This window comes from Rhodococcus sp. NPDC058639 (genome assembly GCF_042717545.1).
Classification (GTDB): domain Bacteria; phylum Actinomycetota; class Actinomycetes; order Mycobacteriales; family Mycobacteriaceae; genus Rhodococcus.
Genome location: NZ_JBHXRF010000001.1, coordinates 334,002 through 358,912, shown reverse-complemented (window position 1 = coordinate 358,912; position 24,911 = coordinate 334,002). Strand labels below are relative to the sequence as shown.

General features: G+C 65.7%; 26 protein-coding genes. 11 read left to right on the top strand and 15 right to left on the bottom strand.

Going from position 1 to position 24,911, the window contains the following annotated elements:
• Positions 1 to 4: 4 nt before the first annotated feature.
• A complete protein-coding gene (locus ACFWU2_RS01655; protein WP_378600221.1) occupies positions 5 to 1,291 on the top strand; it encodes an RNA polymerase sigma factor in 1,287 nt (428 codons plus the stop codon).
• A gap of 4 nt (positions 1,292 to 1,295) precedes the next feature.
• Here ACFWU2_RS01655 and ACFWU2_RS01650 read toward each other — a convergent pair whose 3' ends face one another.
• From ACFWU2_RS01650 to kdpF, 7 genes are all read right to left on the bottom strand, one after another.
• Positions 1,296 to 2,150, bottom strand: coding sequence for an LLM class F420-dependent oxidoreductase (locus ACFWU2_RS01650; protein WP_378600216.1), 855 nt, complete (start codon positions 2,148 to 2,150; stop codon positions 1,296 to 1,298).
• Positions 2,151 to 2,304: 154 nt separating this feature from the next.
• Positions 2,305 to 2,985: a response regulator gene (locus ACFWU2_RS01645; protein ID WP_378599283.1), complete on the bottom strand. Its 681-nt coding sequence runs from the start codon at positions 2,983 to 2,985 to the stop codon at positions 2,305 to 2,307.
• Positions 2,982 to 5,525, bottom strand: coding sequence for an ATP-binding protein (locus ACFWU2_RS01640; protein ID WP_378599280.1), 2,544 nt, complete (start codon positions 5,523 to 5,525; stop codon positions 2,982 to 2,984). Before ACFWU2_RS01640 ends, ACFWU2_RS01645 begins: the two co-directional genes overlap by 4 nt.
• A 7-nt stretch (positions 5,526 to 5,532) precedes the next feature.
• A complete protein-coding gene (locus ACFWU2_RS01635) occupies positions 5,533 to 6,192 on the bottom strand; it encodes a potassium-transporting ATPase subunit C (protein ID WP_378599277.1) in 660 nt (219 codons plus the stop codon).
• 5 nt (positions 6,193 to 6,197) lie between these two features.
• The gene (gene kdpB / locus ACFWU2_RS01630) at positions 6,198 to 8,228 is read right to left on the bottom strand and encodes a potassium-transporting ATPase subunit KdpB (protein ID WP_378600213.1); all 2,031 of its coding nucleotides are present in this window, start codon (positions 8,226 to 8,228) and stop codon (positions 6,198 to 6,200) included.
• Positions 8,229 to 8,352: 124 nt separating this feature from the next.
• Positions 8,353 to 10,053 (bottom strand): potassium-transporting ATPase subunit KdpA, encoded by a 1,701-nt coding sequence (gene kdpA, locus ACFWU2_RS01625; protein WP_378599272.1) that lies wholly within the window; start codon positions 10,051 to 10,053, stop codon positions 8,353 to 8,355.
• Between the two features lie 7 nt (positions 10,054 to 10,060).
• Positions 10,061 to 10,159 (bottom strand): K(+)-transporting ATPase subunit F, encoded by a 99-nt coding sequence (gene kdpF, locus ACFWU2_RS01620; RefSeq protein WP_378599269.1) that lies wholly within the window; start codon positions 10,157 to 10,159, stop codon positions 10,061 to 10,063.
• A gap of 292 nt (positions 10,160 to 10,451) precedes the next feature.
• Between kdpF and ACFWU2_RS01615 the strand changes: the two genes are divergently transcribed.
• Complete coding sequence (locus tag ACFWU2_RS01615) at positions 10,452 to 11,213, top strand: class I SAM-dependent methyltransferase (RefSeq protein WP_378599266.1); 762 nt, start codon at positions 10,452 to 10,454, stop codon at positions 11,211 to 11,213.
• On the opposite strand, the gene ACFWU2_RS01610 is transcribed toward ACFWU2_RS01615, so the two are convergent.
• Positions 11,214 to 11,633 carry a VOC family protein gene (locus tag ACFWU2_RS01610; protein WP_378599262.1) on the bottom strand — a complete coding sequence of 140 codons (420 nt, stop codon included), beginning with the start codon at positions 11,631 to 11,633 and terminating at the stop codon, positions 11,214 to 11,216.
• Positions 11,630 to 11,914: an ArsR/SmtB family transcription factor gene (locus ACFWU2_RS01605; protein WP_378599259.1), complete on the bottom strand. Its 285-nt coding sequence runs from the start codon at positions 11,912 to 11,914 to the stop codon at positions 11,630 to 11,632. Before ACFWU2_RS01605 ends, ACFWU2_RS01610 begins: the two co-directional genes overlap by 4 nt.
• A gap of 88 nt (positions 11,915 to 12,002) precedes the next feature.
• Between ACFWU2_RS01605 and ACFWU2_RS01600 the strand changes: the two genes are divergently transcribed.
• Positions 12,003 to 12,455, top strand: coding sequence for a PPOX class F420-dependent oxidoreductase (locus ACFWU2_RS01600; protein ID WP_378599256.1), 453 nt, complete (start codon positions 12,003 to 12,005; stop codon positions 12,453 to 12,455).
• A gap of 50 nt (positions 12,456 to 12,505) precedes the next feature.
• Here the strand turns inward: ACFWU2_RS01600 and ACFWU2_RS01595 are convergent, their stop codons facing one another.
• Complete coding sequence (locus ACFWU2_RS01595; protein ID WP_378599253.1) at positions 12,506 to 13,819, bottom strand: class I SAM-dependent methyltransferase; 1,314 nt, start codon at positions 13,817 to 13,819, stop codon at positions 12,506 to 12,508.
• A gap of 155 nt (positions 13,820 to 13,974) precedes the next feature.
• Between ACFWU2_RS01595 and ACFWU2_RS01590 the strand changes: the two genes are divergently transcribed.
• Positions 13,975 to 15,618, top strand: coding sequence for a LuxR C-terminal-related transcriptional regulator (locus ACFWU2_RS01590; protein ID WP_378599250.1), 1,644 nt, complete (start codon positions 13,975 to 13,977; stop codon positions 15,616 to 15,618).
• A 97-nt stretch (positions 15,619 to 15,715) separates the two neighbouring features.
• Positions 15,716 to 16,873, top strand: coding sequence for a flavin-containing monooxygenase (locus ACFWU2_RS01585; protein WP_378599247.1), 1,158 nt, complete (start codon positions 15,716 to 15,718; stop codon positions 16,871 to 16,873).
• 31 nt (positions 16,874 to 16,904) lie between these two features.
• Here ACFWU2_RS01585 and zapE read toward each other — a convergent pair whose 3' ends face one another.
• Together zapE and ACFWU2_RS01575 are read right to left on the bottom strand one after the other, a co-directional pair.
• Positions 16,905 to 17,882: a cell division protein ZapE gene (zapE, locus tag ACFWU2_RS01580; RefSeq protein ID WP_378599244.1), complete on the bottom strand. Its 978-nt coding sequence runs from the start codon at positions 17,880 to 17,882 to the stop codon at positions 16,905 to 16,907.
• Between the two features lie 126 nt (positions 17,883 to 18,008).
• Positions 18,009 to 18,416 carry a low molecular weight phosphatase family protein gene (locus ACFWU2_RS01575; protein WP_378599241.1) on the bottom strand — a complete coding sequence of 136 codons (408 nt, stop codon included), beginning with the start codon at positions 18,414 to 18,416 and terminating at the stop codon, positions 18,009 to 18,011.
• 65 nt (positions 18,417 to 18,481) lie between these two features.
• Here ACFWU2_RS01575 and ACFWU2_RS01570 point away from each other — a divergent pair, with 65 nt between their 5' ends.
• The gene (locus tag ACFWU2_RS01570) at positions 18,482 to 18,883 is read left to right on the top strand and encodes an ArsR/SmtB family transcription factor (RefSeq protein WP_378599238.1); all 402 of its coding nucleotides are present in this window, start codon (positions 18,482 to 18,484) and stop codon (positions 18,881 to 18,883) included.
• Entirely contained in the window at positions 18,880 to 19,959 is a 1,080-nt protein-coding gene (arsB, locus tag ACFWU2_RS01565; protein WP_378599235.1) for an ACR3 family arsenite efflux transporter, read from the top strand. The genes ACFWU2_RS01570 and arsB overlap by 4 nt, the downstream gene beginning before the upstream one ends.
• Positions 19,960 to 20,037: 78 nt before the next feature.
• Here arsB and ACFWU2_RS01560 read toward each other — a convergent pair whose 3' ends face one another.
• On the bottom strand, positions 20,038 to 20,544 hold the full coding sequence (locus ACFWU2_RS01560) for an ArsI/CadI family heavy metal resistance metalloenzyme (RefSeq protein ID WP_378599231.1): 507 nt from the start codon (positions 20,542 to 20,544) through the stop codon (positions 20,038 to 20,040).
• A gap of 94 nt (positions 20,545 to 20,638) precedes the next feature.
• On the opposite strand from ACFWU2_RS01560, the gene ACFWU2_RS01555 reads away from it, so the two are divergent.
• Positions 20,639 to 20,998 (top strand): Rv2640c family ArsR-like transcriptional regulator, encoded by a 360-nt coding sequence (locus ACFWU2_RS01555; protein WP_378599228.1) that lies wholly within the window; start codon positions 20,639 to 20,641, stop codon positions 20,996 to 20,998.
• 20 nt (positions 20,999 to 21,018) lie between these two features.
• Here ACFWU2_RS01555 and ACFWU2_RS01550 read toward each other — a convergent pair whose 3' ends face one another.
• Complete coding sequence (locus ACFWU2_RS01550) at positions 21,019 to 21,153, bottom strand: hypothetical protein (RefSeq protein ID WP_378599225.1); 135 nt, start codon at positions 21,151 to 21,153, stop codon at positions 21,019 to 21,021.
• A 362-nt stretch (positions 21,154 to 21,515) separates the two neighbouring features.
• Between ACFWU2_RS01550 and ACFWU2_RS01545 the strand changes: the two genes are divergently transcribed.
• The 3 genes from ACFWU2_RS01545 (at position 21,516) to ACFWU2_RS01535 (ending at position 23,884) form a co-directional block, all read left to right on the top strand.
• Entirely contained in the window at positions 21,516 to 22,439 is a 924-nt protein-coding gene (locus ACFWU2_RS01545) for a lactate dehydrogenase (protein ID WP_378599223.1), read from the top strand.
• 152 nt (positions 22,440 to 22,591) lie between these two features.
• On the top strand, positions 22,592 to 23,482 hold the full coding sequence (locus ACFWU2_RS01540; protein WP_378599220.1) for a DUF3626 domain-containing protein: 891 nt from the start codon (positions 22,592 to 22,594) through the stop codon (positions 23,480 to 23,482).
• 84 nt (positions 23,483 to 23,566) lie between these two features.
• On the top strand, positions 23,567 to 23,884 hold the full coding sequence (locus tag ACFWU2_RS01535; RefSeq protein ID WP_378599217.1) for an NIPSNAP family protein: 318 nt from the start codon (positions 23,567 to 23,569) through the stop codon (positions 23,882 to 23,884).
• A gap of 66 nt (positions 23,885 to 23,950) precedes the next feature.
• Here ACFWU2_RS01535 and ACFWU2_RS01530 read toward each other — a convergent pair whose 3' ends face one another.
• Positions 23,951 to 24,754: a hypothetical protein gene (locus ACFWU2_RS01530; RefSeq protein WP_378599214.1), complete on the bottom strand. Its 804-nt coding sequence runs from the start codon at positions 24,752 to 24,754 to the stop codon at positions 23,951 to 23,953.
• Positions 24,755 to 24,911 lie beyond the last annotated feature (157 nt).

The following is a 24,911-nucleotide window of genomic DNA, read 5'->3' as shown; positions in this document are numbered from 1 at the left end:
CGCGATGAACGGAACCGTGTCGCACGGCCTCGACAACGCCCGCCGCGTTGTCGACGCCGTGTGGCGCATGGAGTCGGCCAAGATCGTCGCGGCGCTGACGCGCACCGTCCGTGATCTCGATCTCGCGGAGGACCTCGCCGGGCAGGCACTGGTCGAGGCGCTCGAGCAGTGGCCGGACACCGGGGTACCCCGCAATCCGGCGGCGTGGCTGACGTCCGTGGCCACCAGGCGCGCCATCGACGGGTGGCGGCGCCGGGACCGGCTCGACGAGCGTTATGCCTATCTGGCACGCGAGTTGAGGGACGACGCATCGGGGTTCGACACCGACGCGTGGGATCCCGACCGCATCGACGACGACGTGCTGCGGTTGATGTTCGTGTCGTGCCACCCGGTCCTGAACCGGAACGCGCAAGTGGCGCTGACCCTGCGGGTGGTCGGCGGACTCACGCCCGACGAGATCGCGAAAGCGTTCCTCACTCGCACCACCGCTGTGCAGCAACGGATCGTCCGGGCCAAGAAGACCCTCACCGCCGCACGGGTGCCCTTCGAAGTTCCGGCGCGACAGGAGTTTCCGGACCGGCTCGGTGCCGTACTGAAAGTCGTCTACCTGATCTTCAACGAAGGCTACGCCGCCAGTTCGGGTGAGGAATGGATCCGGAAGGATCTGGGCGACGAGGCCTTGCGGCTGGGCCGCGTCCTCGCCGAACTTCTTCCCGGCGAACCCGAGGTGCACGGGCTCGTCGCACTGATGGAACTCACCGCGTCGAGGTTCGCCGCCCGCACGACGCCGTCCGGTGAGCCGGTGCTGCTCGCCGACCAGGACCGCACCCGCTGGGATCGCGCCCAGATCAACCGCGGTCTCACCGCACTCGCGAGAGCCGATGCGATAGGGCGGGGCCGGGGACCGTACGGCCTTCAAGCAGCGATAGCCGAATGCCATTCCCGCGCAGCTATATTCGACGACACGGACTGGGATCGTATCGTCCTGATCTACGACATACTCGCCCGAGTGGCTCCCTCACCGGTCGTCGATCTCAACCGCGCGGCGGCGTTGTCCATGGCGCGCGGTCCGGCCGCCGCGCTCGAAGATATCGACAGACTCGTCGCGTCCGGCACACTGGCCGGGTACCACCTGCTGCCCAGTGTGCGGGGCGAACTGCTACGCCGCCTCGGCCGCGCCGTGGAGGCTCGCGGCGAATTGCTCGAGGCAGCACGTCTCACGGGCAACGAACGGGAACGCTCCGTGCTTCTCTCGAAGGCAGAAGAAGTCCGCGAGTCGTTCGGCCTGTGAGAGTTCAGCCCTGCAGGTCGAGTGCGGCGAGCGTTTCGAGTTGCTCGACGTAGTGCTCGGCCGAGGTGGCGGCGATCGTCACCCCTGCCACGGTGGCACCCGCCTCGCCGATTCGTCTCAGCCGATCCCTGGTGCGGGACGGGTCGCCCAGCGGGTCGACGGGCCGGCCGGTCCCGAGCACGACGTCGAACTCGGCCGGAAGGTCTGCGCGCGACAGCATCTCGGAGAGAGTGTCGAGGTCGAGGCCGAAAGGGACCCAGCCGTCGCCGAGTTCGATCGCGCGTCGCAACGACCGGGGTGTACGGCCTCCGACCCATACGGGAACCTCGGTACGGAGACCGTGCGGATCCACCACCATGTCGGAGAACTCGAAGTGGGGTCCGGCGTAGGACGGTCGCTCGCGTCCCCAGGCTGCGCGCACAGCGCGGAGCGCGTCGTCGGCGATCTTCCCACGTCCCGCGAACTGCGCACCGAGGAGATCGAATTCCTCTGCGAGGCTACCGACTCCCACACCCAGGACCAATCGTCCACCGCTGACTCGATCGAGGGTCCCGTACCGCTTCGCGATCTCGAGGGGGTGGTGGTACCCGAGCACGAGCACCTGCGTGACCAGTCGGATGTTGCTCGTGTGCGCCGCCAGGAATCCCAAGGTTGCCAGCGGATCCCAGTACGTCGCACCGCGTTGTGCAGCAACATCTACCGGTACAGCGACGTGTTCGCTGCACGTCAGGTGGTCGAATCCGAGGCGATCGGCGGCTTCGGCGATCGCGACGAGGTCCTCGACGCCCGCGTCGCCCTCCCAATCCCCGGCGACTCCGGGCACCCGGGTCACGATCGGGCTCGTGATACCGAGGCGCAGAGTCATCGGAGGCGTCCGGCGGCCGCCATCCGCGGTCCGCGCCCTTCGATGTGGTCAGGTGTCATACCGGCCACGCTAACCGAACGGCACATCCCGGCAACAGCGTTGTCCCGGTCAACGGTTGCATTGCTCGGAGCCTGCCCGGCCGGGCAGGTCAAGGCTCGAACCGGTAGCCCCGTCCGGATTCGGTGATCAGATGCCGCGGACGAGCTGGGTCCGTTTCGAGCTTGCGCCGTAGTTGCGTCAGATAGACACGCAGATAGTGGTTTTGGCCGACATAGGAAGGCCCCCACAATTCGGTGAGAAGCTCACGCTGGCCCACGAGCTTTCCCCGATTGCGTACCAGCATTTCGAGCATGCCCCATTCGGTGGGGGTGAGATGGACGTCGGCCCCGTTTCGTACGACCTTCTTCGCCGCGAGATCGACAGTGAACGCATCGGTCACGACGACCGGTTCGGGCAGGTCGGGCAGCGTCGCGGCGCGTCGGACGGCGGCGCGGATGCGGGCGAGAAACTCCTCCATTCCGAACGGCTTGGTGACATAGTCGTCGGCACCGGTATCGAGAGCGGCCACCTTGTCGGCGGCATCGGTCCGGGCCGAAAGCACGATGACGGGTGCGGTATTCCAGCCGCGGAGGCCCGCCAGCACCTCGATACCGTCCAGATCCGGCAACCCCAGATCGAGGACGATCACGTCCGGATGATGACGGGACGCCGCGAGCAGGGCGGTGCGTCCGTCGGCGGCGGTGATCACGTCGTATCCCCGTGCCGTCAGATTGATGCGCAGGGCGCGCAACAGTTGGGGCTCGTCGTCGACGACGAGGATGCGGGTCACCGGTGGTCCTCGTGTGGCGCCGCGAGTTCGACCATCATCGTGGTGCCACCCCCCGGAGTGTCGGCTGCGGTGACGGTCCCGCCCATCGCCTCGACGAGACCGCGGGCGACCGTCAGCCCCAACCCCGCGCCGCCGGCCGCCCGCTGGTCGCCGGACCGCGGAAACGTGGAGAAGACGTCGTCGTGTTCGCTGTCGGCGAGCCCCGGCCCACTGTCGGCGATCGTCACGGTCACCCGGCCGTTCGCGCCGCCGGCACCGACCCGGATGGGGCCGGTCGGTGCGTATCGCAGCGCGTTGTCGAGAAGGTTGGCCAGGACACGTTCGAGAAGCGCGGAATCTGCTTGCACCTGCGAGTCGTCCACGTCGACTTCGACGCGCTCACGTATCGAGCGGGCGGTGTCGGGGCCACTGCTCGTGAGAGTGACCAGTGCTCGATGGACCACCTCATCCAGATACACCCGCTCGGACGCCGGCGCCACCACGCCGGCGGCGAGCCGGGAGGAGTCCAGCAGGTTCGTAACCAGGCGCGTGAGCTGGTCGGCCGACTCCTCGATGGTCGCGAGAAGCTCCGCCGTGTCGTCGGGTGAGAACGCAACATCGGTGCTGCGCAGACTCGACACCGCCGCCTTGACCGCCGCGAGCGGAGTGCGCAAGTCGTGGCTGACTGCGGACAGCAGCAGCCGGCGCAGGCGGTCGGTTTCGGTGAGCGTCGCCGCCTGCGCAGCCTCCACGGCGAGTTCTTCCTGCCGCACCAGGCCCGCGGCCTGAGCCGTCACAGCGGTGAGGATCCTGCGGTCGCGCGCGCGGAGGCGTGGGCCGGACAGCAGCAGCACGTACGGCTTGTCGTCGATGCGACAGATGGTGTCGGCATCATCGATCGACAGCGGGGGCGCTGCTCCCGCAGATCCGAGCACCTCCCAGCCGTCCCCGTCGCTGCGCACGAATCCGACGCCCTGCTGCGCATAGGTTTCCCGAACCTTCTCGAGCAGCGTCGGCACACCGGCACCACGCAGCACAGCACCGGCGAACGATGCGAGGAGTTCGGCCTCCTGGGACGCGAGGCGTGCTTCCCTGGCGCGCGCGGCGGCCGCATCCACGAGTGCCGCCACTGCTACGGCGACGACGAGCAACACGCCGGTGGTGACGAAGTTCCCCGGATCCGCGAGGAGAAGACTGTGACGCGGGTCGGTGAAGAAGAAGTTCAGCAGCAGACCGGACAGCAACGCCGCGACGATCGCCGGGCCGATACCGCCGAACAGCGCGACTGCCAGGACCACGACGAAGAACAGGATGTTCTGGTCGGTGAACCCGGTGAACCGATCGAATACCACCATCACGCCCGCGGCGGCCAGTGGGATGAACAGGGCCGCGACCCATGACAGAAGTCGACGGTCGTGCCGGCCGGCCAGTGCCAGTCCCGGTGCCGACGAGGTGTGCTCATGGGTGACCATGTGCACGTCGATCTTTCCGGAATCCCGGACCACTGCGGCGCCGATACCCTCGTCGAGAATGCGCGCCCACCTGGGGCGGCGGGAGGTCCCGAGCACCAGTTGGGTCGCGTTCACCTCGCGGGCGAAGTCGAGTAGTGCGCTCGGGACGTCGTCTCCGACGATGCTGTGCAGGCTCGCATCGAGGCTCGCGGCGAGTTCACGAACCTGTCCCATCCTGGGCGCGGACACACCGGTCAGGCCGTCGCCCCGCACGACGTGCACCACCATCAGTGCGGCACTGGACTTCGCCGCGATGCGGCTGGCGCGTCGCACGAGGGTTTCGGATTCCGGACCCCCGGTGACGGCCACCACGACCCGCTCGCGTGCCTCCCACGTGGCGGTGATCGCGTGCTCACCCCGGTACTTCGCCAGGGCGAGATCGACCTGGTCGGCGAGCCATAACAGTGCCAGCTCCCGCAACGCGGTGAGGTTGCCCTCGCGGAAGTAATTGTGCAGTGCGGCATCGACTTTCTCCGGCGCATAGACGTTTCCGTGTGCGAGCCGCCGCTGCAGTGCCTGTGGAGTGATGTCGACGAGTTCGATCTGGTCGGCGCGGCGGACGACGTCGTCCGGCACGGTTTCGCGCTGCACCACACCGGTGATCTGCTCGACGACGTCGTTGAGGGACTCGAGATGCTGGATGTTGACGGTCGAGAGCACGTCGATTCCCGCATCGAGCAGTTCCTCGACGTCCTTCCAGCGCTTGGTGTGCCGGCTACCGGGCACGTTGGTGTGGGCGAGTTCGTCGACGAGCGCGACAGCGGGCCGGCGCGCCAGCACGGCGTCGAGATCGAGTTCTTCGAATTCGGTGTCGCGATACGTGATCCGCCGGGGCGGGACGATCTCGAGCCCTGCCAGCCTCTCGGCGGTGCACGCACGCCCGTGCGTGTCGACGATCGCCACCACCACATCACCACCGCGCGCGAGTCTCCGCTGCGCTTCACCGAGCATCGCGTAGGTCTTGCCGGCACCGGGAGCGGCACCGAGGTAGATCCGCAGCATTCCCCGGCGCGATGCGGCGGGGAATGCTGCGTGGTCCGAACCTGTCATCTCGCCATCATCCACCCGGGGTGCCACCGGCACAGTCCGGGGCGGTCGAGCCCAGCGCGACGTTGAGCCCGGAAACATCGACGCGCTCGGCGCCGAGGAACCCGAGTTGACGGCCCTCGGTGTGCTCGGCGACAAGGCGCCGGACGTCACCGTCGGGCATGCCGAGCGCGGCAGCAACCCGCGGTATCTGAATCGCGGCGTACGCGGGGGAGATGTGCGGGTCGACGCCCGAACCCGAACCCGTGACCGCATCGACCGGGACGTCCTCGGGAGCAACTCCCTCGCGGACCGCGATCGCAGCGCGTCGTTCCTCCACGAACCGCGCCAGCACCTCGCTGCTGGGTCCCTGATTGGACGGCAGAGCCGCCGCCGGATCGCCGGGAGCAAACGGATCGTCGTCCGCGACCGACCCGACGACACGCAGGTGGAAGAAGGGATCGGGTTCCCCGGCTGCCACCTGCGGATCGACTCCGACGAGTTCGCTGCCGACAACGCACCCGGCCGAATCCGTCAGCGGTGATCCTTCCGCGGCGTGGGTGTCGATCCGGCTCACCGCCCATACTGCTGCGGGGTACGCGAAGCCGACGATCGCGGTGAGGGCCACCAGCACGATCGCACCTGCCTTCAGTTGCCGCACGAAACCGAGCACGAAATTTCCTTGACTCATGACATTCACCCGATTCCCGGAACGAGACGCACGACGAGGTCGATCAGCCAGATGCCCACGAAGGGTGTCACCACACCACCGACGCCGTAGACCAGCAGGTTGCGCCCCAACAGCGACGAGGCGGCGGCGGGGCGGTACCGCACGCCTTTGAGTGCGAGCGGGATGAGCGCGACGATGACGAGCGCGTTGAAGATCACCGCCGAGAGGATCGCGGACTGGGGCGTAGCGAGCCCCATGATGTTCAGCGCAGCCAACTGCGGGTAGATGCCGCTGAACAGCGCCGGCAGGATGGCGAAGTACTTCGCGAGGTCGTTGGCCAGCGAGAACGTCGTCAGAGCGCCGCGGGTGATGAGCAGTTGCTTGCCGATCTCGACGATGTCGATCAGTTTGGTGGGATCGGAGTCGAGGTCGACCATGTTCCCCGCTTCCTTGGCAGCGGAGGTGCCGGTGTTCATCGCCACGCCCACATCCGCCTGGGCGAGCGCAGGAGCATCGTTGGTGCCGTCGCCCGTCATCGCAACAAGTCGGCCCCCTTCCTGTTCGGATCGGATCAGCGCGAGCTTGTCCTCCGGGGTCGCTTCGGCGAGGTAGTCGTCGACGCCCGCTTCTGCCGCAATGGATTTCGCGGTGAGCGGATTGTCGCCGGTGACCATCACGGTGCGGATACCCATCGCGCGGAGCTGTGCGAACCTTTGCGCCATACCGGGTTTGACCACGTCGGAGAGTTCGACGACACCCAGCACCGATGCGCTCGTGCCCCACACGCGAGCAACGACCAGGGGAGTGCCGCCCCGGCGGGCGATGTCCGTCACGAGATCGGTGACCGCGACAGGCACCGTCGTCCCGAATTGTGCGGTCCAGCGGCCGACCGCGTCGGCGGCACCCTTGCGGATACGCACCGCCGTGCCGTCCGCCTCGGTGAGGTCGAGTCCGCTCATTCTGGTGTGCGCGCTGAACGCCACGAACTCCGCGTCGGCGCCGACCCCGGTGGGTTCGGGATCGAGGTGGTACTGCTCGGCGCACAGTTCGACGATGCTGCGCCCCTCCGGCGTTGTGTCGGCAAGACTCGACAGTCGCGCGGCGCCGGCCACCTCCGCCTCCGTCACCCCGGGTGCGGGGTGCAGTGCGGTCGCGCGACGGTTGCCGAAGGTGATCGTCCCGGTCTTGTCCAGGAGCAGGGTGTCGATGTCTCCTGCGGCCTCGACGGCGCGCCCGGACATCGCCAGCACATTGCGCTGCACGAGGCGGTCCATCCCAGCGATACCGATCGCCGACAGCAGCGCACCGATCGTGGTGGGGATCAGGCAGACCAGCAACGCGATCAACTCGACCGGGCCCTGCTCTGCGCCGGCGTAGGCACTCATGGGGCCGATGGCGACGACGGCGAACAGGAACACGATCGTCAGTGCTGCGAGCAGGATGTTGAGTGCGATCTCGTTCGGGGTCTTCCGCCGGGACGCGCCTTCCACGAGAGCGATCATGCGGTCCACGAACGTGTGGCCCGCGGGAGCGGTGATCCGCACGACGATACGGTCGGACAGCACAGTGGTGCCTCCGGTGACCGCGCAGCGATCCCCACCCGACTCGCGGATGACCGGCGCGGATTCGCCGGTGATCGCGGACTCGTCGACGGTCGCGATTCCTTCGATGACGTCGCCGTCGCCGGGGATCGTCTCACCGGCCTCCACGACGACGAGATCTCCGACCTTCAATTCGGTGGCCGGCACGGACTCTTCCGAGCCCGACGGCAGCAGACGACGAGAGACGGTGTTCTGCTTCGCTTTCCGGAGGCTCGCCGCTTGCGCCTTACCCCGCCCCTCGGCGACCGATTCGGCCAGGTTCGCGAACAACACCGTGAACCACAGCCACAGCGCGATCAGCCAGGAGAACACGGTGGGCTCCACGACCGCCGCACCGGTCGCGATCGCCGAACCGACCAGGACGACGAACATCACCGGGTTGCGTGCCATGTGCCGGGGATCGAGTTTGCGCACTGCACCGGGCAGGGACTCGATCAATTGCCGGGGCGAGAACATACCGCCGGCAATGCGGGGGGCGGGCGCGGTTACGTCGTCCTCCCGAGGGCGTCGAAGTTCGATGGTCACCGAGACATCTCCAGGGTGTAAGTCGTGGTGGAGCAGGATGGATGGGACGCCGAACTCATTGCAGGGCTTCGGCAATCGGCCCCAGCGCCAGCGCCGGGAAGAACGTGAGTGCCGCGACGAGGACCACCGTGCCGGTGAGCAGCCCTGCGAACGCGACGCCGGTGGTGGGAAGTGTTCCGGCGCCCGCGGGAACCCGGCGTTGCGCCGCGAACGACCCGGCCAGAGCGAGCACGAACAGGATGGGGAGGAATCGCCCGAACAGCATGCACATCCCGAGCGAGGCCTGGAACCAATCGCTGGTCACGGTGAGACCGCCGAAGGCACTGCCGTTGTTGTTCGCTGCGGATGCGTAGGCGTACAGCACTTCCCCGAATCCGTGAATCGCCCCGGGCGTTCCCGGTTCGCCGGAGTTCCCCATGAAGCCGGTGGTGGACGACAGGATCACGGCGACGGCTGTGCCGGTCAACACCAGTGCGGGCATCACCAGCACCGTCAGAGCGGCGAGTGTGATTTCGCGCCTGCGGAGTTTCTTGCCCAGGAACTCCGGCGTACGGCCCACGAGCAGACCACCGACGAATACGGCGATCACCGCAAGAACCAGGATCCCGTAGAGACCACTGCCCACCCCGCCGGGCGCGATCTCCCCGAGCAACATGTTCAACAGCACGGTGCCGCCGCCGAGAGGCGACATGCTGTCGTGTGCCGAATTGACTGCGCCGGTACTGGTACCGGTCGTCGATACCGCGAACAGGACAGATCCGGGGATACCGAACCGGACCTCTTTGCCTTCCATCATTGCGCTGGCCGCGGTGGCAGCGGCCCCGCGGGTAGCGGACTCGGCAGCAGAAGCCAACGCGAGCATCGCGGCGAACAACAGCGCCATCACCCCCAGGACCGTCAATCCCTGACGCCGGTTCCCGACCATGGTTCCAAAGGTGCGGGTGAGCGCCACCGGGATCAGCAGGATCGCAATGATCTGGACGATATTGCTGACCGGAGTGGGATTTTCGAAGGGATGGGCCGAGTTTGCCGCGAGCACGCCGCCGCCGTTGGTGCCCAGGAGTTTGATCGCTTCCTGCGATGCGACGGGCGCGAGGGCGGTGATGAACCCGTTGCCGTCCACACCGACCGCGTCGAAACCGGAGCGATAGGACTGGATGACGCCCTGGCTGAGCAGAATCAGAGCGATGACGAACGCGAGCGGCAACAGAATGCGGAGTGTGCCCCGGGTGAGATCGACCCAGAAGTTCCCGATTTCGCCACCCCGTGCGGCGCGCACGATGCCGCGGATGAGGGCGATCGCGACGGCCATGCCCACCGCGGCCGACACGAAGTTCTGCACGGCGAGCCCGACCGACTGGGTCACGGGGCTCATCGTGGTTTCCGGAACGTAGGACTGCCAGTTGGTGTTGGTGACGAACGAAATCGCAGTGTTGAACGCGACCGCGGGGCTGACCCCGGAAAGGCCGTGGTCCAGCGGCAGGAAACCTTGGATGCGCTGTAGCAAGTACAAGCCCAGCACGCTCGCCAGCGAGAACCCGAGCACGCTGCCGGCGTACCCGTACCAGGTCTGCTCGGCGCGCGGATCGATCCGGCCCAAACGGTAGATGAGCGACTCCACCCTCCCGTCTCCGGAACGAAGATCGGAATCGGTGGTGTACACCCGTGCCATGTAGTCACCGAGCGGAACGTATGCCAGTGCAAGAACAGCCACGACGAGGGCGATTTGCAGCCCCGCGGCAATAGCAGGATTCATCGGACGGTCAGAACCTCTCGGGGTCGAGCAGCGCGGCGAGCAGATAGATCACCAGTGCCGCGACGATCAGAACCAGCAAGACGCTCGTCGCTCCTGCCCAGGTCATCGGCTCTCACCATCCGAACGCAGAGCGCGCAGCACCAGCGCGCACACCACGAATCCCGCGAGGATCAGCACCACATACGCGGTGTCTGCCATTTCGTCTTCCCTTGTCGTCGGCGCAGTGAGCGCCGGTCGGCGCCCGCAGGCCACGCTGGCACTCCTCCGGGCCGGCGACGTGGATCCATGCGGAATCCTGACGCTGCGAGGTACCGTTCCTAACGTTTTCCTAACGGCGTACAACCCGGCTGCTCGACTATGGGCAGGTGGCATGCCGGACATCTGCGGGAGGGGAGAGCGTGTCCGAGGCAGAGGACGGGCCGCCGAAGAACTGGTTCGATCGGGGCGGCGAGGCGTATGCACGGTTCCGTCCCGAGTACCCCGCCGACCTGGCGAGGTTCCTGGCGTCCCTCGCTCCGTCTTGCGGGCTCGCGGTCGATGTCGGTTGCGGAAACGGCCAGCTGACAACACAACTCGCGCCGCACTTCGACACGGTCATCGGATCGGACCCCAGCGTCGATCAAATCCGCAACGCGCATGCTGCCGAAGGCGTTCGGTATATGGTCGCTGCCGCCGAGAACATGCCGATTCTCGACCGGAGCACCGCGTTGATCACCGCGGCGCAGGCAGCACATTGGTTCGATCGTCCTGCGTTCTATTCCGAAGTGCGCCGGGTCGCGGCGGATCAGGCGGTACTCGCGCTCGTCAGTTACGGCGTGATGCAGTTCGAACCGGACCTCGACGCGCGATTCCGGCATTTCTACCGATTCGAGATCGGACCGTACTGGCCTCCGGAACGGCGACTCGTCGACAGCGGATACGCCGATATCGAGTTTCCGTTCACGGAGATCCCGGCACCACCCATGGAGATCCACAAAGAGTGGACCGTGGACGAAACACTCGGCTATATCTCGACGTGGTCTGCCGTGCGTGCAGTCGAAGCAGCCCAGCGGACACCGATGCTCCACTCCTTCGCGGCAGACCTGCGCAGCATCTGGGGAGAGCCGACCCGGAGACGGCGGATCACCTGGCCGGTGAACATGCGCCTGGGTGCCCTGTGATCACTGCGAAAGAGATGTCTCGCCCACCGGATCCGGCTTCGGCGCGACGATCTGGATGAGATTGCCACAGGTGTCGTCGAAGACCGCGACGACCACCATGCCGAGATCGGTCGGCGGCTGCGTGAACACCACCCCTTGTGCGGTCAGCCGCGCAAACTCGGCGTCGACATCGTCGACGGTGAACTGCGCCAAGGGAATTCCGTCCTCGACCAGTGCATCCCGGTAGGGCTTCACGGCGGGGTGATGCGACGGCTCGAGCAGCAGTTCGGGACCATCCGGAGCATCGGGAGAGACGACGGTGAGCCACCAGTCGTCACCGAGTGGAATCTCGTGGTGTTTCGTGAACCCCAGCACCTCGGTATAGAACGCGAGGGCTGCCCTCTGGTCGTCGACATACACGCTCATCATTTCGAGTCTCATGGTTCTCTTCCTTCGCCGATGGGCCATCGCCTGGTGATCTCGGTGAGTGGCTCCGAATTGAAGTAGTGGAACTTGGACCGGCCCCGTCGCTCGGTCACGACGAGTCCGGCCGACTCGAGAACGCCGAGGTGCTGCGAGATCGCCTGGCGTGTAAGGCCGAGTCCGTACTCCATCGTGAGCCGGGAACAGATTTCGAACAGTGTCTTGCCGTCGCTCGCGGCCAATTCGTCGAGAATGATGCGCCTCGTCTCGTCGTCGAGCGCACGATAGACGGTGACCACGTCCCCACTATAGGCAAGCACCTACTTGCCTATCAATACTTTCGGCACAGAATTCACGGTGTGACGACACCCGACTGAAAGGTCCGACATGCCCCGCACAGCCACAGCCGACAAGGTCGATCGCGACGAACTCCGGGAGTTCCTCCGTTCACGGCACCGAGCGGTACTCACCACGTTCCGCGCGGACGGGAGTCCCCAGATATCGCCCGTCACCTGCGGCCTCGATGCCGAGGGAAACATCGTCGTCTCCACCTATCCGCAACGAGCCAAGTCGCACAATGTCCGGCGGGATCCCCGCGTGTCGGTCTGTGTGCTGTCGGACGACTGGGACGGGCCGTACGTGCAGGTCGACGGCCATGCCGAGGTCCTGGACATGCCGGAGGCCCTCGACGGACTGGTCGAGTACTACCGGGGTATCGCGGGGGAACACCCGGACTGGAACGAATATCGCGAGGCCATGGCCCGTCAGAACAAGTCGCTGATCCGCATCCGCATCGAGCGCTGGGGACCGGTCGCAACCGGAGGGTTTCCGCCTGCGTAACCCCTGCGAACCGTCCCGGACGCGGTCAGGGGGCTTCGGCGGCTTCCGGCTCACGCGTCTTCGACGCGGGGGGCGAGCCACTGTGATCGCGTTCGGGGAACACCACTCGCTCCGTCGTCTGCGGGGCGCACGGCGAGCACCTGGTGGATGGTGAGCCTGCCGGGTTCCTCGAATCCGAGCGCGCTGGCCACGAGATACAGCAACCATGTGCGGGCTCGTTCCGCGCCCACGGAGGCGACGGCATCGTCCCAAGATTCCTGCAGCATGCGCACCCATTCGCGGAGCGTCAGCGCATAGTGCTCACGCAATGCCTCGCTGTCGCGCACTTCGAGACCGACCTGCTCGAAGGCGTCCACGGTGCGGCTCAGCGGCAGGATCTCGCCGTCGGGAAAGATGTAGTTCTGGATCAGGCCTGGCTTGTCGCCGTCGTCGGGATCTCGCGTCCGAACGGCGGCGATCGCGTGGTTGAGCAACCGACCTTGCGGCCGCAACAGACCCTGCAGCGTGGCGGCGTAGGTGGGCAACGCGGCGTCACCGACGTGCTCCGACATCCCGATGCTCGAGATCGCGTCGAACGGACCGTCATGGACGTCGCGGTAATCCTGGACGCGGATTTCGATCCGATCCGACAGGCCCGCCTCCGCCGCGGCTTTTCGTGCCCACAAGGCCTGTTCGCGGCTCAGGGTGACTCCGACGACGTCGACGCCGTAGTGGCGCGCAGCGTGGATCGCCATCGACCCCCACCCGCAGCCGACGTCGAGCAGTCGCATTCCCGGACGCAGTCCGAGTTTGCGGCACACCAGGTCGAGCTTGGCATGCTGGGCGGCATCGAGGTCCTTCGCCGTCTCGTCCCAGTACGCGCACGAATACACCATGCTCGGCCCGAGAAAGATCCGGTAGAACTCGTTGCCGACGTCGTAATGATGTGACACCGACGACGCGTCGCGGGCGCGACTGTGCTTGATGCCGCGCCGGCGAGGGACCTCGACCGCGGGCGGTCGCGGCCGCAGCCCGACGCCACCGAGACGGGCCAACTCCCACACTCCGCCGAGTGCCCGGCGGGCGTCTCGGACGTCGAACGCCCCGACGCGGGTCACGAGGCCCGGAAGCGACAGCAGCGCGTACACGTCTCCCTCGATGTCGAGGTCACCGGCGATATATGCGCGCACCAGTCCCAGTTCGCCCGGCGACCACAACACTCTGCGGATCGCGCGGCGGTTGCGGAACACGACCGTCGCGGGCGAGTCCGGCCCGCTCACGGAACCGTCCCAGCACCGAACCTGCACGGGCACTGGAATACCCAGGATGTTTTCGAATGCGTCCCGGATCCGGACCGCAGTGGATCGCTTCGTGTCGGCGTTCATCGCTCGACGGTAAACGATGCACGGTCAGCGGTCGCCCCGATCCGGAAATTCGGTCGGAACTCGCATATCGTTGCCGGAATCCGCTTGCCGGGGCAGGCCGAGCGTAGAATTCTCCTCGGTCCACATCTCCGCCCCATCCGGGCCGAGGGGAGCGTATGAACGCGACCGATGTGCTCGACCTGGCACGAAAAAGCTTCCGGGAACAGTCCTGGAAGCCCGCATTCGACTGCTTCCGGCTGGCCGACCGACACGAGGCCCTCGACGCAACCGATCTGGACCGAGCCGCGCGCTGTGCCTATCTGTTGGGGCACGACGACGAATGCATCCGGTTGCTCGAGCGTGCCTTCGCCGCACATGCTGCGGACGGCCGCGTCGACACAGCCGGTGAGAGCGCATTCTGGCTCTCGTTCACCCTGACGATGAACCGCGGCGAGACCGCGCTCGCAGCCGGGTGGCTCGCCCGCGCCGAGCGCCTGCTCACTCCTGTCCATCGCGCGGAACACGATCCGGTGTGCGCGGCTCACGGACTGCTCATCCTCGGTCCGGCGATAGCCATGCTGATGCAAGGCGACGCTGCGCTCGCCCTGCCTGCACTCACCGAAGCCCATCACATCGGTCTGGAGGCCGGCCACCGCGACCTCACGGCACTGAGCGGTCTCGGCGTCGGGCAGGCGCGAATTCTCCTCGGCGATCCGAAAGCGGGTCTCTCCATCCTCGACGAAGTGATGGTTTCGGTGACGTCCGGGGAGGTCTCCCAGGTGGCGGCCGGAATCGTGTACTGCGCCGTGATCATCACCTGCCATGAGACCTACCAACTGCGTCGCGCCGTGGAGTGGACGCGCGCGCTGGGTACTTGGTGTGACGCGCAGGCCGATCTCGTGCCGTTCCGTGGTCAATGCCTCGTGCACCGCGCGGAAATGCTGCAGCTGCGCGGAGCGTGGAAGGACGCAATGGAGCAGGCACGCTTCGCCTGCCGGAAACTCGCCGAACCACCGGGAGGACCGGCCATCGGGATGGCCCTGTACGAACTGGCCGAACTGCACCGCTTGCACGGTGAATACGACGCCGCCGATACCGCGTACCGGCGCGCTGCCGGCTACGGGCAGGAGACGCAACCGGGCCTGGCGCGCCTGCGGCTCGCACAGGGTGATACCGGCTCCGCCCGCGCCGGTATCGAGCGAGCTCTCGCCGAGACGGTCCCGCTACTGCGTCCGCGCATGCTCGAAGCAGCGGTGGAGATCGCATTGTCGTGCGGCGACGTCGCGCTCGCGCGATTCCGCGCCGAGGAACTGACGGCCCTCGCGCAGAAGTACGACTCGACCGCGCTGACGGCGATGGCAGCGCAGGCGCGCGGCGCGGTTCAACTCGCCGACGGTGATCCGTGTACTGCCCTGGACTGTCTCCGCACCGCGTGGCGGCTGTGGCACGACCTCGACGCGCCCTACCCGTGCGCACAGATCCGTATCCTGCAGGGGCGCTGCTGTGCCGCACTCGGCGATCACGAAGCGGCCCGCATGGAATTCGATTCGGCCACTGCGATATTCCGGGAGTTGGGGGCGGAGCCTGATCTGCGCGCATTCGCACAACCCACGGATGTCCCGCGTCCGGCAGGTCTCACCCCCCGCGAAATCGAAGTGCTGCGCGAACTGGCGGGAGGCCGAACGAATCTGGACATCGCGACCGCGCTGTTCATCAGTGAGAAGACGGTGGCCCGGCACCTGAGCAACATCTACGCGAAGCTCGGGGTGACCTCCCGGGCGGGCGCGACTGCCTACGCGTACGAGCATCACCTCGTCTGACGGACGGCACTACAGAGAATTACCCATATCGGGATACACCGCGATCTGCACAGTTCCCCCGATGCGACGGCGGTGCCGCCGGCCATACCGTCGACGCATGACCACCACCCCACTCTCGGGCGACCCCTCGAGCACCGAGTACGTCGACACCGTTGTGATCGGAGCAGGGCAGGCAGGCCTGTCCGCCGGATACCACCTCGCCCGCAACGGCCGTGACTTCGTACTCCTCGACGCCAACCGCCGCATCGGCAACAACTGGCGCTGCCACTGGGATTCGCTGCGCCTGTACAGCCCCGCCCGTTACGACGGCCTCCCCGGCATGGCCTTCCCCGCCCCCGAATACTCGTTCCCGGGCAAGGACGATGTCGCCGACTACCTCGAGGACTACGCAGCGCGTTTCGCTCTGCCGGTGCGAGGTTCGACGCACGTCCGGCAACTGTCGAAGGACAACGACCACTATGTGATCGAGTGCAGCGGTGACGACGGCACACCTACACGGCTCGTCGCACACAACGTGGTAGTCGCGACCGGCACCTTCGGACGCACACCCGCTGTTCCCGAATTCGCGTGCAAGCTGGATCCCGCGATCCGCCAACTGCATTCGAGCGAATACCGCAATCCGGCCCAACTGCGGGACGGTCCGGTACTGGTCGTCGGCGCCTCCCACTCCGGCGGTGACATCGCACTCGAAGTGGGCGGCACCCATCCGACCATCCTGTGCGGCCGCGACACCGGTCAGATTCCGATGCGATTGGAATCGCGCCGGATGCGGTTGCTGCTGCCGATGCTGTGGTTCGCAGCGGGCCACATCATGTCGCTGCGTACCCCGATCGGCCGGAAGCTTCGAGAGGAGGAGCGCAACCACGGCGCCCCGTTCCTACGGGTCACACGGCAGGACCTCGCGGCGCTCGGTGTCGAACGGGTCACCGATCGCATGACAGGTGTGGACGGCGGACTCCCCGTACTCGGAGACGGCCGCGTCGTCGATGTCACGAATGTGCTGTGGTGCACCGGGTTCCGGCAGTCCTACAACTGGATCGACCTTCCGGTGATCGGGGCGGACGGCTGGCCTCTCGAAGAGCGCGGTGCGGTGCCGAGCATGCCCGGGCTGTATTTCACGGGGCTCGCGTTCCAATCGTCGTTCCGCTCGATGCTCGTCGGCGGCGCCGGCGCAGACGCACGAACCGTCGTCGAGCATCTCGTAGCCCACCGGAGGCCCGAGAGAGTCGATGCGGTCGCTCGACCGAGTACATAACTTTCGTCCATCGATAATCTCGGCGCTGTCTTCAGTGGTCCTCGTGCTCGGAGCGGAGATTTCCGAGAAGGCCGAGCCTGCTCACGGTCCGTGCGATATCGATGGGAAGCCGAGCGCCGTCGGCGACGACGTCCACCGACGTGGCGGCGAGGAAAAACGGCGTCACATCCCGGTCGTACAACACGTCGACGAGGTTGGCGAAACGTTGAGCCGGTTCCCGCCCCGCGGTGCGAAGATCCGGCACACCCTCGATCACCCATTCGGAATGGCGTCGCGCGAGCGCGAGATAGTCGACCGGGGCGGTGGATGTTCCGCAGAGTTCACCGAAGTCGAACCAGAGGGAATGGTCCGCGACCCGGCGGACGTGCACGGGATAGCCGGCCGGGGTGAGGATTTTCCGTTCGTCGGGATGTGGTGAGCGGAGCCCGAGACGAGCACGTTGTTCGGCCGTGCCCGGCGTGACCCACCAACCGGCGGCGAATCCGTCCCCGTGACGGGACATGGTGCGGTAGTCGAGGGCACCGTCGATCTCGACGACCGTCAGGGAACGCTCGATCAATTCGATCGTGGGGAGGAAGTCGTCGTGGAACAGCGGGTTGGGGAGCAAGGACCGGGGCGGGTAATTCGAGGTCAGGACTACCCGGATGTGCCGGTCGAGAAGCGCGGGCATCAACCGAGCGATGAATTTTCCGTCCGCCGGATCGTGGACATGGAATTCGTCGAAGCACAGCAGGTCCACGTCGCTCAGCAGTTCGTCCACGGCAGCCGAAAGGTTGCTGCGGTGTCGCCGGATGGCGAGGTGCAGATCGCGGAAGAACTCGTGGAAGTGGACGCGTCTCTTCCGGTCGGTCGGTGCTGCGTCGAAATACGTTGCCATCAGCCAACTCTTGCCGCGGCCCGCCGGACCCCAGAGATAGACATTGCGATCGACGTCCGCGAGGGTGGCTACGGCACGACGTTGCGCGTCGTCGAGCGCGAATCCCAGTTCTGCTGCGGCCGTGTCGAACATGGATGGGTCTACCCGGATCGAACGAGCGGGCGGTGCTGTTCTGCGGATGCGGCGCACAGCCGAACCCTAATATCTCCGACCCCGGACAGGCGGGAGAGATAGCTCACCGCCGACCGGCCGTCCGCTTCATCCACCCATCCGGGCGGCGAGTGCCTCGACGCGGGCGGCGATGTCGTCGCGAACCAGACGCATGCGCTCGATCCCGTCGATACCGCGTTCCGACGGTTCGTCGATGTTCCAGTTCTCCACGACGCCCCCGGGAGGCGCATCGACGCGGGCCTCGTCACCGAGGACGACCACCACGTCGAGTTCACTCATCAAGTGTGGGTCGATCGGCTTGGGATATTCACCGGCGACCGACGCACCTACTTCCTCGAGTACCTGTACCGACAGGGCGTTGAGGGACGATCCGGGGGCCGTTCCGGCCGAATGAACGGTGACGCGGTTACCGGCGGCCTTACGCATGAGCGCGGCGGCCATCTGGGACTTTCCGCCGTTCTTCACACACACGAACAGCACCGAAGGAGTTGACAAGGTAGGTGGTCCTTTCAGGTGAGGCCCATTTGACGCGTTGTATCGACAAGCGTCAATATAGACGTATGTCGAATCAGCTGTCGGGCCGGGTCGAGCCGTGGTGCCCTCCGATCTCGCGTGAGCCGTTGTCCGCCGAGCGAGCGACCGACCTGGGCCGCATGTTCAGAGCCCTCGGGGATCCGATGCGCTTGCGGATGCTCAGCATGGTCGCGAGCCACCAGGGTGGCGAGGCTTGCGTATGCGACATCAGCCCCGCATTCGATCTGACGCAACCCACCATCTCGCACCATCTCAAAGTGCTGCGCGAAGCAGGGCTGCTCGACTGCGAGCGCCGCGGCACCTGGGTGTACTACCGAGTCGTCCCCGCCGCGCTCGAAGAACTGTCCGCAGTGCTGGCCATCGAATCCGGAGTACTGCCCGCCTCGTACTGTGCCCCGGACGCAATCTCCCAGGAGACACTCTCGTGACCACCACCTCCGACCATCCGGCAGTCGTCGGCAAGATGTCGACCCTCGACAGATTCCTGCCCGTATGGATCGGCGTCGCCATGGTCGCCGGCCTCCTCCTGGGCCGTATGATCCCCGGACTCGGGGACGCGCTGAGTGTCATCGAGATCGACGGCATCTCGTTGCCGATCGCGCTGGGTCTGCTGATCATGATGTACCCGGTGCTGGCTAAGGTCCGTTACGACCGCCTCGACACCGTCACCGGCGACCGCAAGCTGCTGATCTCGTCATTGGTCCTCAACTGGGTGCTCGGCCCGGCTCTGATGTTCGCACTTGCGTGGCTGCTGCTCCCGGATCTGCCCGAGTACCGCACGGGCTTGATCATCGTCGGACTGGCGCGGTGTATCGCGATGGTGATCATCTGGAACGACCTCGCCTGCGGTGACCGTGAGGCCGCTGCCGTGCTGGTCGCGATCAACTCCGTCTTCCAGGTGATCATGTTCGCCGTGCTCGGCTGGTTCTACCTGTCGGTGCTGCCCGGGTGGCTCGGACTCGAGCAGACCACTCTCGATGTCTCGCCGTGGCAGATCGCCAAATCGGTATTGATCTTCCTCGGTATCCCGCTGGTCGCCGGTTTCCTGACGCGATACTTCGGCGAGAAGGCCAAGGGCCGCGAATGGTACGAGGACGCCTTCATCCCGAAGATCGGCCCGTGGGCGCTGTACGGTCTGCTGTTCACGATCGTGATTCTGTTTGCGCTCCAAGGCGACCGGATCACGTCGCAGCCCTGGGATGTCGTGCGGATCGCGTTGCCGTTGCTGGCGTACTTCGCTCTCATGTGGGGCGGTGGCTACCTTTTCGGTGCCGCCATGGGCCTGGGCTACGAGCGCACCACGACCCTGGCGTTCACCGCCGCCGGCAACAACTTCGAGCTGGCGATCGCGGTGGCGATCGCGACGTTCGGCGTCACCTCGGGACAGGCCTTGGCCGGAGTGGTGGGCCCACTGATCGAGGTGCCCGTACTCGTTGCCCTCGTGTACGTCTCGCTCGCGCTGCGAAAGCGGTTCGCCCGAGCGTCCACCTCCACCGCATCCTGAGCGGCGACGGAAATCGGCAGTTCACCGAGCCCCCCGTCCTCCCGGATATCCACCCGGGAGGTCGACGGGGTTGAGGTGTCAGAAGCACGAAGTCGATTGCTCCGCAGCCGTGCGGTTGTCGCCGTCGGGCTCGGTTGCGGCAGACGAGGCTGCCGTCCCGCAACACGCTGCCCCACCGGAGTTTTCGTCCGCGAGCAACGTGGGGCTCGTGCCGAAGGTCTCACTGTCCGCAAGAACGGTGTAGACCTCCCACTTCTCTCCGTCCGGAGCGGTGGCCCACACCTTGTCCTGCGTGGCGAAACAGCACGTGGTGCCGATCTCCTCGTCGGTGAACAACCCGGCGTCGGTGAGCCGGGCGATCTCCTCGTGCACCTTTTCGCTGGATTCGACCTCGACACCCAAGTGATTGAGCGAGCCGCCCTTGCCGGGATTCTCGAGGAGCACCAACTTGAGAGGCGGTTCCGACAAGGCGAAGTTCGCGTAACCGGGCTTGAGCTTGTTCGGTTCGGCGCCGAACAACTTCGAATAGAACGCCACGGCCTCGGACAGGTCGTCGACGTTGAGGGCTAGCTGAGCGCGGGACATGAGAACCTCCACGTGTGAGACATACATCGAATTAGCGGGCTCCAGTGTGGTCCACCTTTTTGACATATGTCAAGGAGGTCGGCAGAATAGCCCCATGCCCAAGGCTCTGCCCGTCGTCGACATCACCACACCGATCTGTTGCGACCCGGTGTCCGCCGCCCCGATGAGCACCGGCGCCGCACTCGAAGTGGCACTGCGCCTCAAAGCCTTGGCCGATCCGACCCGCATCCAGCTGATGTCCATCCTGCTCACCGCCGCCGACGGCGAAGTCTGTACATGCGACCTCGCCACGGCCGTCGACCTCGCGGAATCCACCGTCAGTCACCATCTCGGGCAGCTACGCAAGGCTGGGATGGTGGAATCCACCCGCAAGGGAATGAACGTCTACCACCGCGTACGAACGGATGCACTCGAAGCGCTGCGCGTCGTGCTGGACCCGAACTGCTGCGCCTGAGGTCGGCAACACCGCCGGGCTCAGATGATGGCACCCTCGAAAAGGACGCTGTACAGGCCCAGGGCGATAAAGGTGACGACGTAGAGCGGCCCCCGGATGGGGTCTCCTTGACTCGCACCCTCCTGAAGCCACGTGATGATCTCGACCGATCCCATGTCCTGCTCCTGACGTCGTAGTGACAGCCTTCACCGAACAAATCGGGGTCGAACGCGACGTTGTTACAAGCGAATTCGCTTCCTTCCGCATATTGGGCAGGTATGGGAATCCACGCCCAGGGTGCCGGCAAGCCGGAAGACCGGCATCCGCGTCGATCTGATCGTGCGGGATTCACTGCGGAAGCCGGTGACCACGGTGTGTACTGGACTCGACGGGATGCCGAGCAAGCGGACGATATCCGCACAAGCTGAAGGCGCAGACCTACGGCAAGGACCGACAACGTGAAAATTATCCGCAAGTTCCGCGAAACACATTGCTGCACACTGGCTCCAATTTATCCGCCTCAGCCTCGGTGACGGGCGTGAAAATCGGTGTGGTGGGGGTCGGCGCGGTCGGATCGGCCACCACCCTGGCCCTCCTCGGCCGGGGATCGGCCCGGGAAATCGTACTGGTGGACAAGGACGTGAAGCGGGCACAGGCAGTGGCGCTGGACATGCGCTACGGGACGCCGCTGGTTCCGCCGGTAGATGTGCGCGCCGGTAACCGAGACGATCTCGACGGCGCGGATCTGTTGATCATCACGGCCGGCGAGAACGAAGCTGCCGGTGGCGCGACCGACCGGAGCGACCCGGCGGGCCGACTGCGACTGCTCGAACACAATGCCGGGGTATATCGGGAGCTGATCCCCGGACTTGTCGCGGCAGCACCGGACGCCACGATCATGGTGGTCACCGACCCGCCGGACCCCCTGGCCGACCTGACCCGTGTGCTGGCGGGGCACGACCGGGTGTTCTCCACCGGCACAGTGCTCGACAGTCTGCGTTTCCGTGTCCACCTCGGCGATCATCTCGGAGTCAGTCCCAGCGATATCCAGGCCTTCGTGATCGGCGAACACGGCACAAGCGAGGTGCTGCTCTGGTCGTCGGCCACCGCCGCAGGGGTGCCGGTACTCGACCTGCTTGCCGAGCAGGGTCAGCAGATTCGCGACCAGGTGGAGACAGAAATCCGCTATGCCAACATCAACATCATCGAAGGGATCGGCGCGAGCCAGTACGGTATCGGCGCGGTGAGCGCGCGACTGGCCGAAGCGGTTCTGCGCGACGAGCAGGCCGTCTTCACCGTCGCCGGATACCACCCGGAGTACCGAGTCACGATGTCGTTGCTTTCGGTGCTCGGTCGCGCCGGAGTGAGCCAGATGCATCAGCCCCCGATGACGGAACAAGAGCGCACCGCACTCGAAGCCAGCGCACAGACCCTGCAACGCGCGGTCGAGACGATTCTCTGATTTATCATCGGGTCTCGCACCGTGCGCGAGATCGTGCCGGCATCCGATCTTCATTTCGGATCGACGGCTACTCCCGGACCGGCGTGCACCGCGGTCGCAGAACTCACTGTTCATCGAGGTGCGGGCGGCAGTTCGAGGCAGAATGCGGTGTGGTGACGGCGTCGTTGGAGTTGTTGCGTCGTAAGGCGGGAGAGTGGGGGATGGAGGGGTTGGTGGATTCGGCCAAGGCTGCGGTTGCCCACGTGCGCGCGTTGGCTGTGGGGGAGAGCATCGGCGGCTCGATGCGGGTGACGATGCATTTTCATCCGGATTCTCCGTACCGTGGGCGGTCGACACTGTCCGCGATCGCCGATCGGGGTGCCTATCTCTCGCAGTTCGAGACGAATACGGGCAACGGTGGACTCACGGCGTTCGCAGGCGGTGACCGGTGGCGGTGGGAAAGCCGGATGTTCGGCGGTGTCTACGACGCACGGCCGGCGTCGGATCGTCCCAAGTACGGTTCCCTCGACCGTCATTGCGACGGTTACGGGGGTTCGCCGCGGTTCGGGTCGTCGTACTTCGTGCTGGCTGAACGCACTCTCGAGCGCACAACGTTCTGCTTTCCCGACAGCGTGCACGAGCCACAGTTGTTCGGGACCGCGGAGACGTCGAGTCATTTGCTGGAGGCGGCGGCGGTTACCGAGTTCGACGATCCGCTCGACCACTACATCGAGGCCCATGTGCACGGGCCCATCAACATCGAATGTGACGTCGAGGCACTCGTTCTGGACCCGAGCTACCGAGGTACTCGGTTCGAGGATGTCGCAAGGACGATGCCCTGTGCTGTTCTGTGGCACGACGGTTACAGACTGGCGATAGAGCAAGTCGAGACTCATCCGGAGTACCGAGGGAATGCGGTGGTCGAGGTGGCTCGCTCGGTCGCCCGGCAGGGGTGGATCACGCCGTATTCGCTCGGACCAGCTCGGGTGAGCGTCGATCCACAGGATCTGAAGAAAGTGTGGCACTACGTCGCCCGGTACGGCCGGAGAGCATCTGCGTGGTGACGGGCCGGTGCGCCTATGTGGAAGCCGCTGCCCAGATTGTGATTCGTCCGCCCGAGTACACCCCTGCGGCACTACCCTCGCGTCATGATCACGTGCGTTGTGGAGTACACGATCGACCCGGCGAAAACCGACGAGTTCGAACGGTTCGCTCGCGCATGGATCGCGCTCGTCGACAAACACGGCGGTACCCATCACGGGTATTTTCTGCCCGGTGAGGGTGCCAGCGACCGGGCGCTCGCTCTCTTCTCGTTCGAGTCCCTCGCCGCCTACGAGCGGTACCGCGCGTTGTTCGATTCCGACGACGAGTTTCGCGCAGCCAACGCGATTCGTGACCGGAGCGGCTGCGTGCTCCGCTACGAACGCACCTTCATGCGGCCCATCTTCGACGGCAAGCTGCCCTGAGTCTCGGTGAAGAGCGAAGTGTACGTGGTCGGCGATGAGGACCTTGTCGTGCCGCGGGTGACATGCTTACAGCGGTTTGGGAAGGCAGTCCCGGGGGTCCCAAACGCTCGTCGGCAGGTCTTCGTGTCGCAGTTTGGTCAGCGGCAGTGTCGCGAGGTGCTTCTGGAGCCGCTTCGACATCGGCCTAAAGGTGGCGAAGGTAAGGCTCCCCGAGACGGCCGCACCCACTAGCGGCACGACCTTTGCGGCGCTCTTCGCAAAGACCTGCTTGGTCATTTGAATGCCCAGCAGTGACGCCACCTTCTTGACCACCGGGTAGATGGCACCCTTCGTTAGGGCCTTCTGCGGCAGCTTTCTGGTCAGTTCCTTGGCAATCATCGCGGACACCTGCGCCACACCGACCTGGGCCGCGTTCAACCCGACCATCACGCCGATAAACAGAGTGAGCATGCTCTCGGTCGCGGAGTCCAGTCCGTCGCCGTTGCTGTCGAAGAGTTCAGGCCAGCTGTAGATGTAGGCGAGTTTCTGGACGACGCGCAGTACGTGCCCGTAGTACTGCGCGATGTCGGCCGGCACTGTGCCAAATGCAGCGATACCTCCAGGGATGCCGGCTAGTGTCGAGATCGCGGTGACCTTGCTTGTCTCGTACCTGATCACGCTGTTCGCGATCTTGTCGACCACGGCGAGAGACACGCCCGCCTCGGCGGGCGTTGTGGCAATCGCTCGCTCGATCTGGTCCTGGGAGCAGAATCGCTTCAACTCGCTTCGGAGGTATGCTTCTCGGTTGATCTGCACGCCCGGCATCTGAGCCGACGCCCTCAATGTCTGCTCAAACTTGTTTATCGTCGCGACCGGATCGGCTTTAGTCATTCGAGCAACTTATAGCAATCTACCGCCAGGGGTAGTTCGTCTTCCATGCCGTCGGGATTGAGTCCATCAAAGTGGTGTACGCGCTGCAGCTGAATGGGCTTGCAGGTGCGTAGAGACCGAACGAAGTAAGGCCATCGCGTGATTCTTCGGAACAGCT

Bases quoted from the DNA above. Each gene is read 5' to 3' on its own strand.
- ACFWU2_RS01655 (WP_378600221.1), top strand. From the start codon at position 5: ATGAACGGAACCGTGTCGCACGGCCTCGACAACGCCCGCCGCGTTGTC.
- ACFWU2_RS01640 (WP_378599280.1), bottom strand. From the start codon at position 5,525: ATGACAGGTTCGGACCACGCAGCATTCCCCGCCGCATCGCGCCGGGGA.
- ACFWU2_RS01635 (WP_378599277.1), bottom strand. From the start codon at position 6,192: ATGAGTCAAGGAAATTTCGTGCTCGGTTTCGTGCGGCAACTGAAGGCA.
- kdpB (WP_378600213.1), bottom strand. From the start codon at position 8,228: ATGTTCTCGCCCCGGCAATTGATCGAGTCCCTGCCCGGTGCAGTGCGC.
- kdpA (WP_378599272.1), bottom strand. From the start codon at position 10,053: ATGAATCCTGCTATTGCCGCGGGGCTGCAAATCGCCCTCGTCGTGGCT.
- kdpF (WP_378599269.1), bottom strand. From the start codon at position 10,159: ATGACCTGGGCAGGAGCGACGAGCGTCTTGCTGGTTCTGATCGTCGCG.
- ACFWU2_RS01610 (WP_378599262.1), bottom strand. From the start codon at position 11,633: ATGAGACTCGAAATGATGAGCGTGTATGTCGACGACCAGAGGGCAGCC.
- ACFWU2_RS01600 (WP_378599256.1), top strand. From the start codon at position 12,003: ATGCCCCGCACAGCCACAGCCGACAAGGTCGATCGCGACGAACTCCGG.
- ACFWU2_RS01595 (WP_378599253.1), bottom strand. From the start codon at position 13,819: ATGAACGCCGACACGAAGCGATCCACTGCGGTCCGGATCCGGGACGCA.
- ACFWU2_RS01590 (WP_378599250.1), top strand. From the start codon at position 13,975: ATGAACGCGACCGATGTGCTCGACCTGGCACGAAAAAGCTTCCGGGAA.
- ACFWU2_RS01585 (WP_378599247.1), top strand. From the start codon at position 15,716: ATGACCACCACCCCACTCTCGGGCGACCCCTCGAGCACCGAGTACGTC.
- zapE (WP_378599244.1), bottom strand. From the start codon at position 17,882: ATGTTCGACACGGCCGCAGCAGAACTGGGATTCGCGCTCGACGACGCG.
- ACFWU2_RS01570 (WP_378599238.1), top strand. From the start codon at position 18,482: ATGTCGAATCAGCTGTCGGGCCGGGTCGAGCCGTGGTGCCCTCCGATC.
- ACFWU2_RS01560 (WP_378599231.1), bottom strand. From the start codon at position 20,544: ATGTCCCGCGCTCAGCTAGCCCTCAACGTCGACGACCTGTCCGAGGCC.
- ACFWU2_RS01555 (WP_378599228.1), top strand. From the start codon at position 20,639: ATGCCCAAGGCTCTGCCCGTCGTCGACATCACCACACCGATCTGTTGC.
- ACFWU2_RS01550 (WP_378599225.1), bottom strand. From the start codon at position 21,153: ATGGGATCGGTCGAGATCATCACGTGGCTTCAGGAGGGTGCGAGTCAA.
- ACFWU2_RS01535 (WP_378599217.1), top strand. From the start codon at position 23,567: ATGATCACGTGCGTTGTGGAGTACACGATCGACCCGGCGAAAACCGAC.
- ACFWU2_RS01530 (WP_378599214.1), bottom strand. From the start codon at position 24,754: ATGACTAAAGCCGATCCGGTCGCGACGATAAACAAGTTTGAGCAGACA.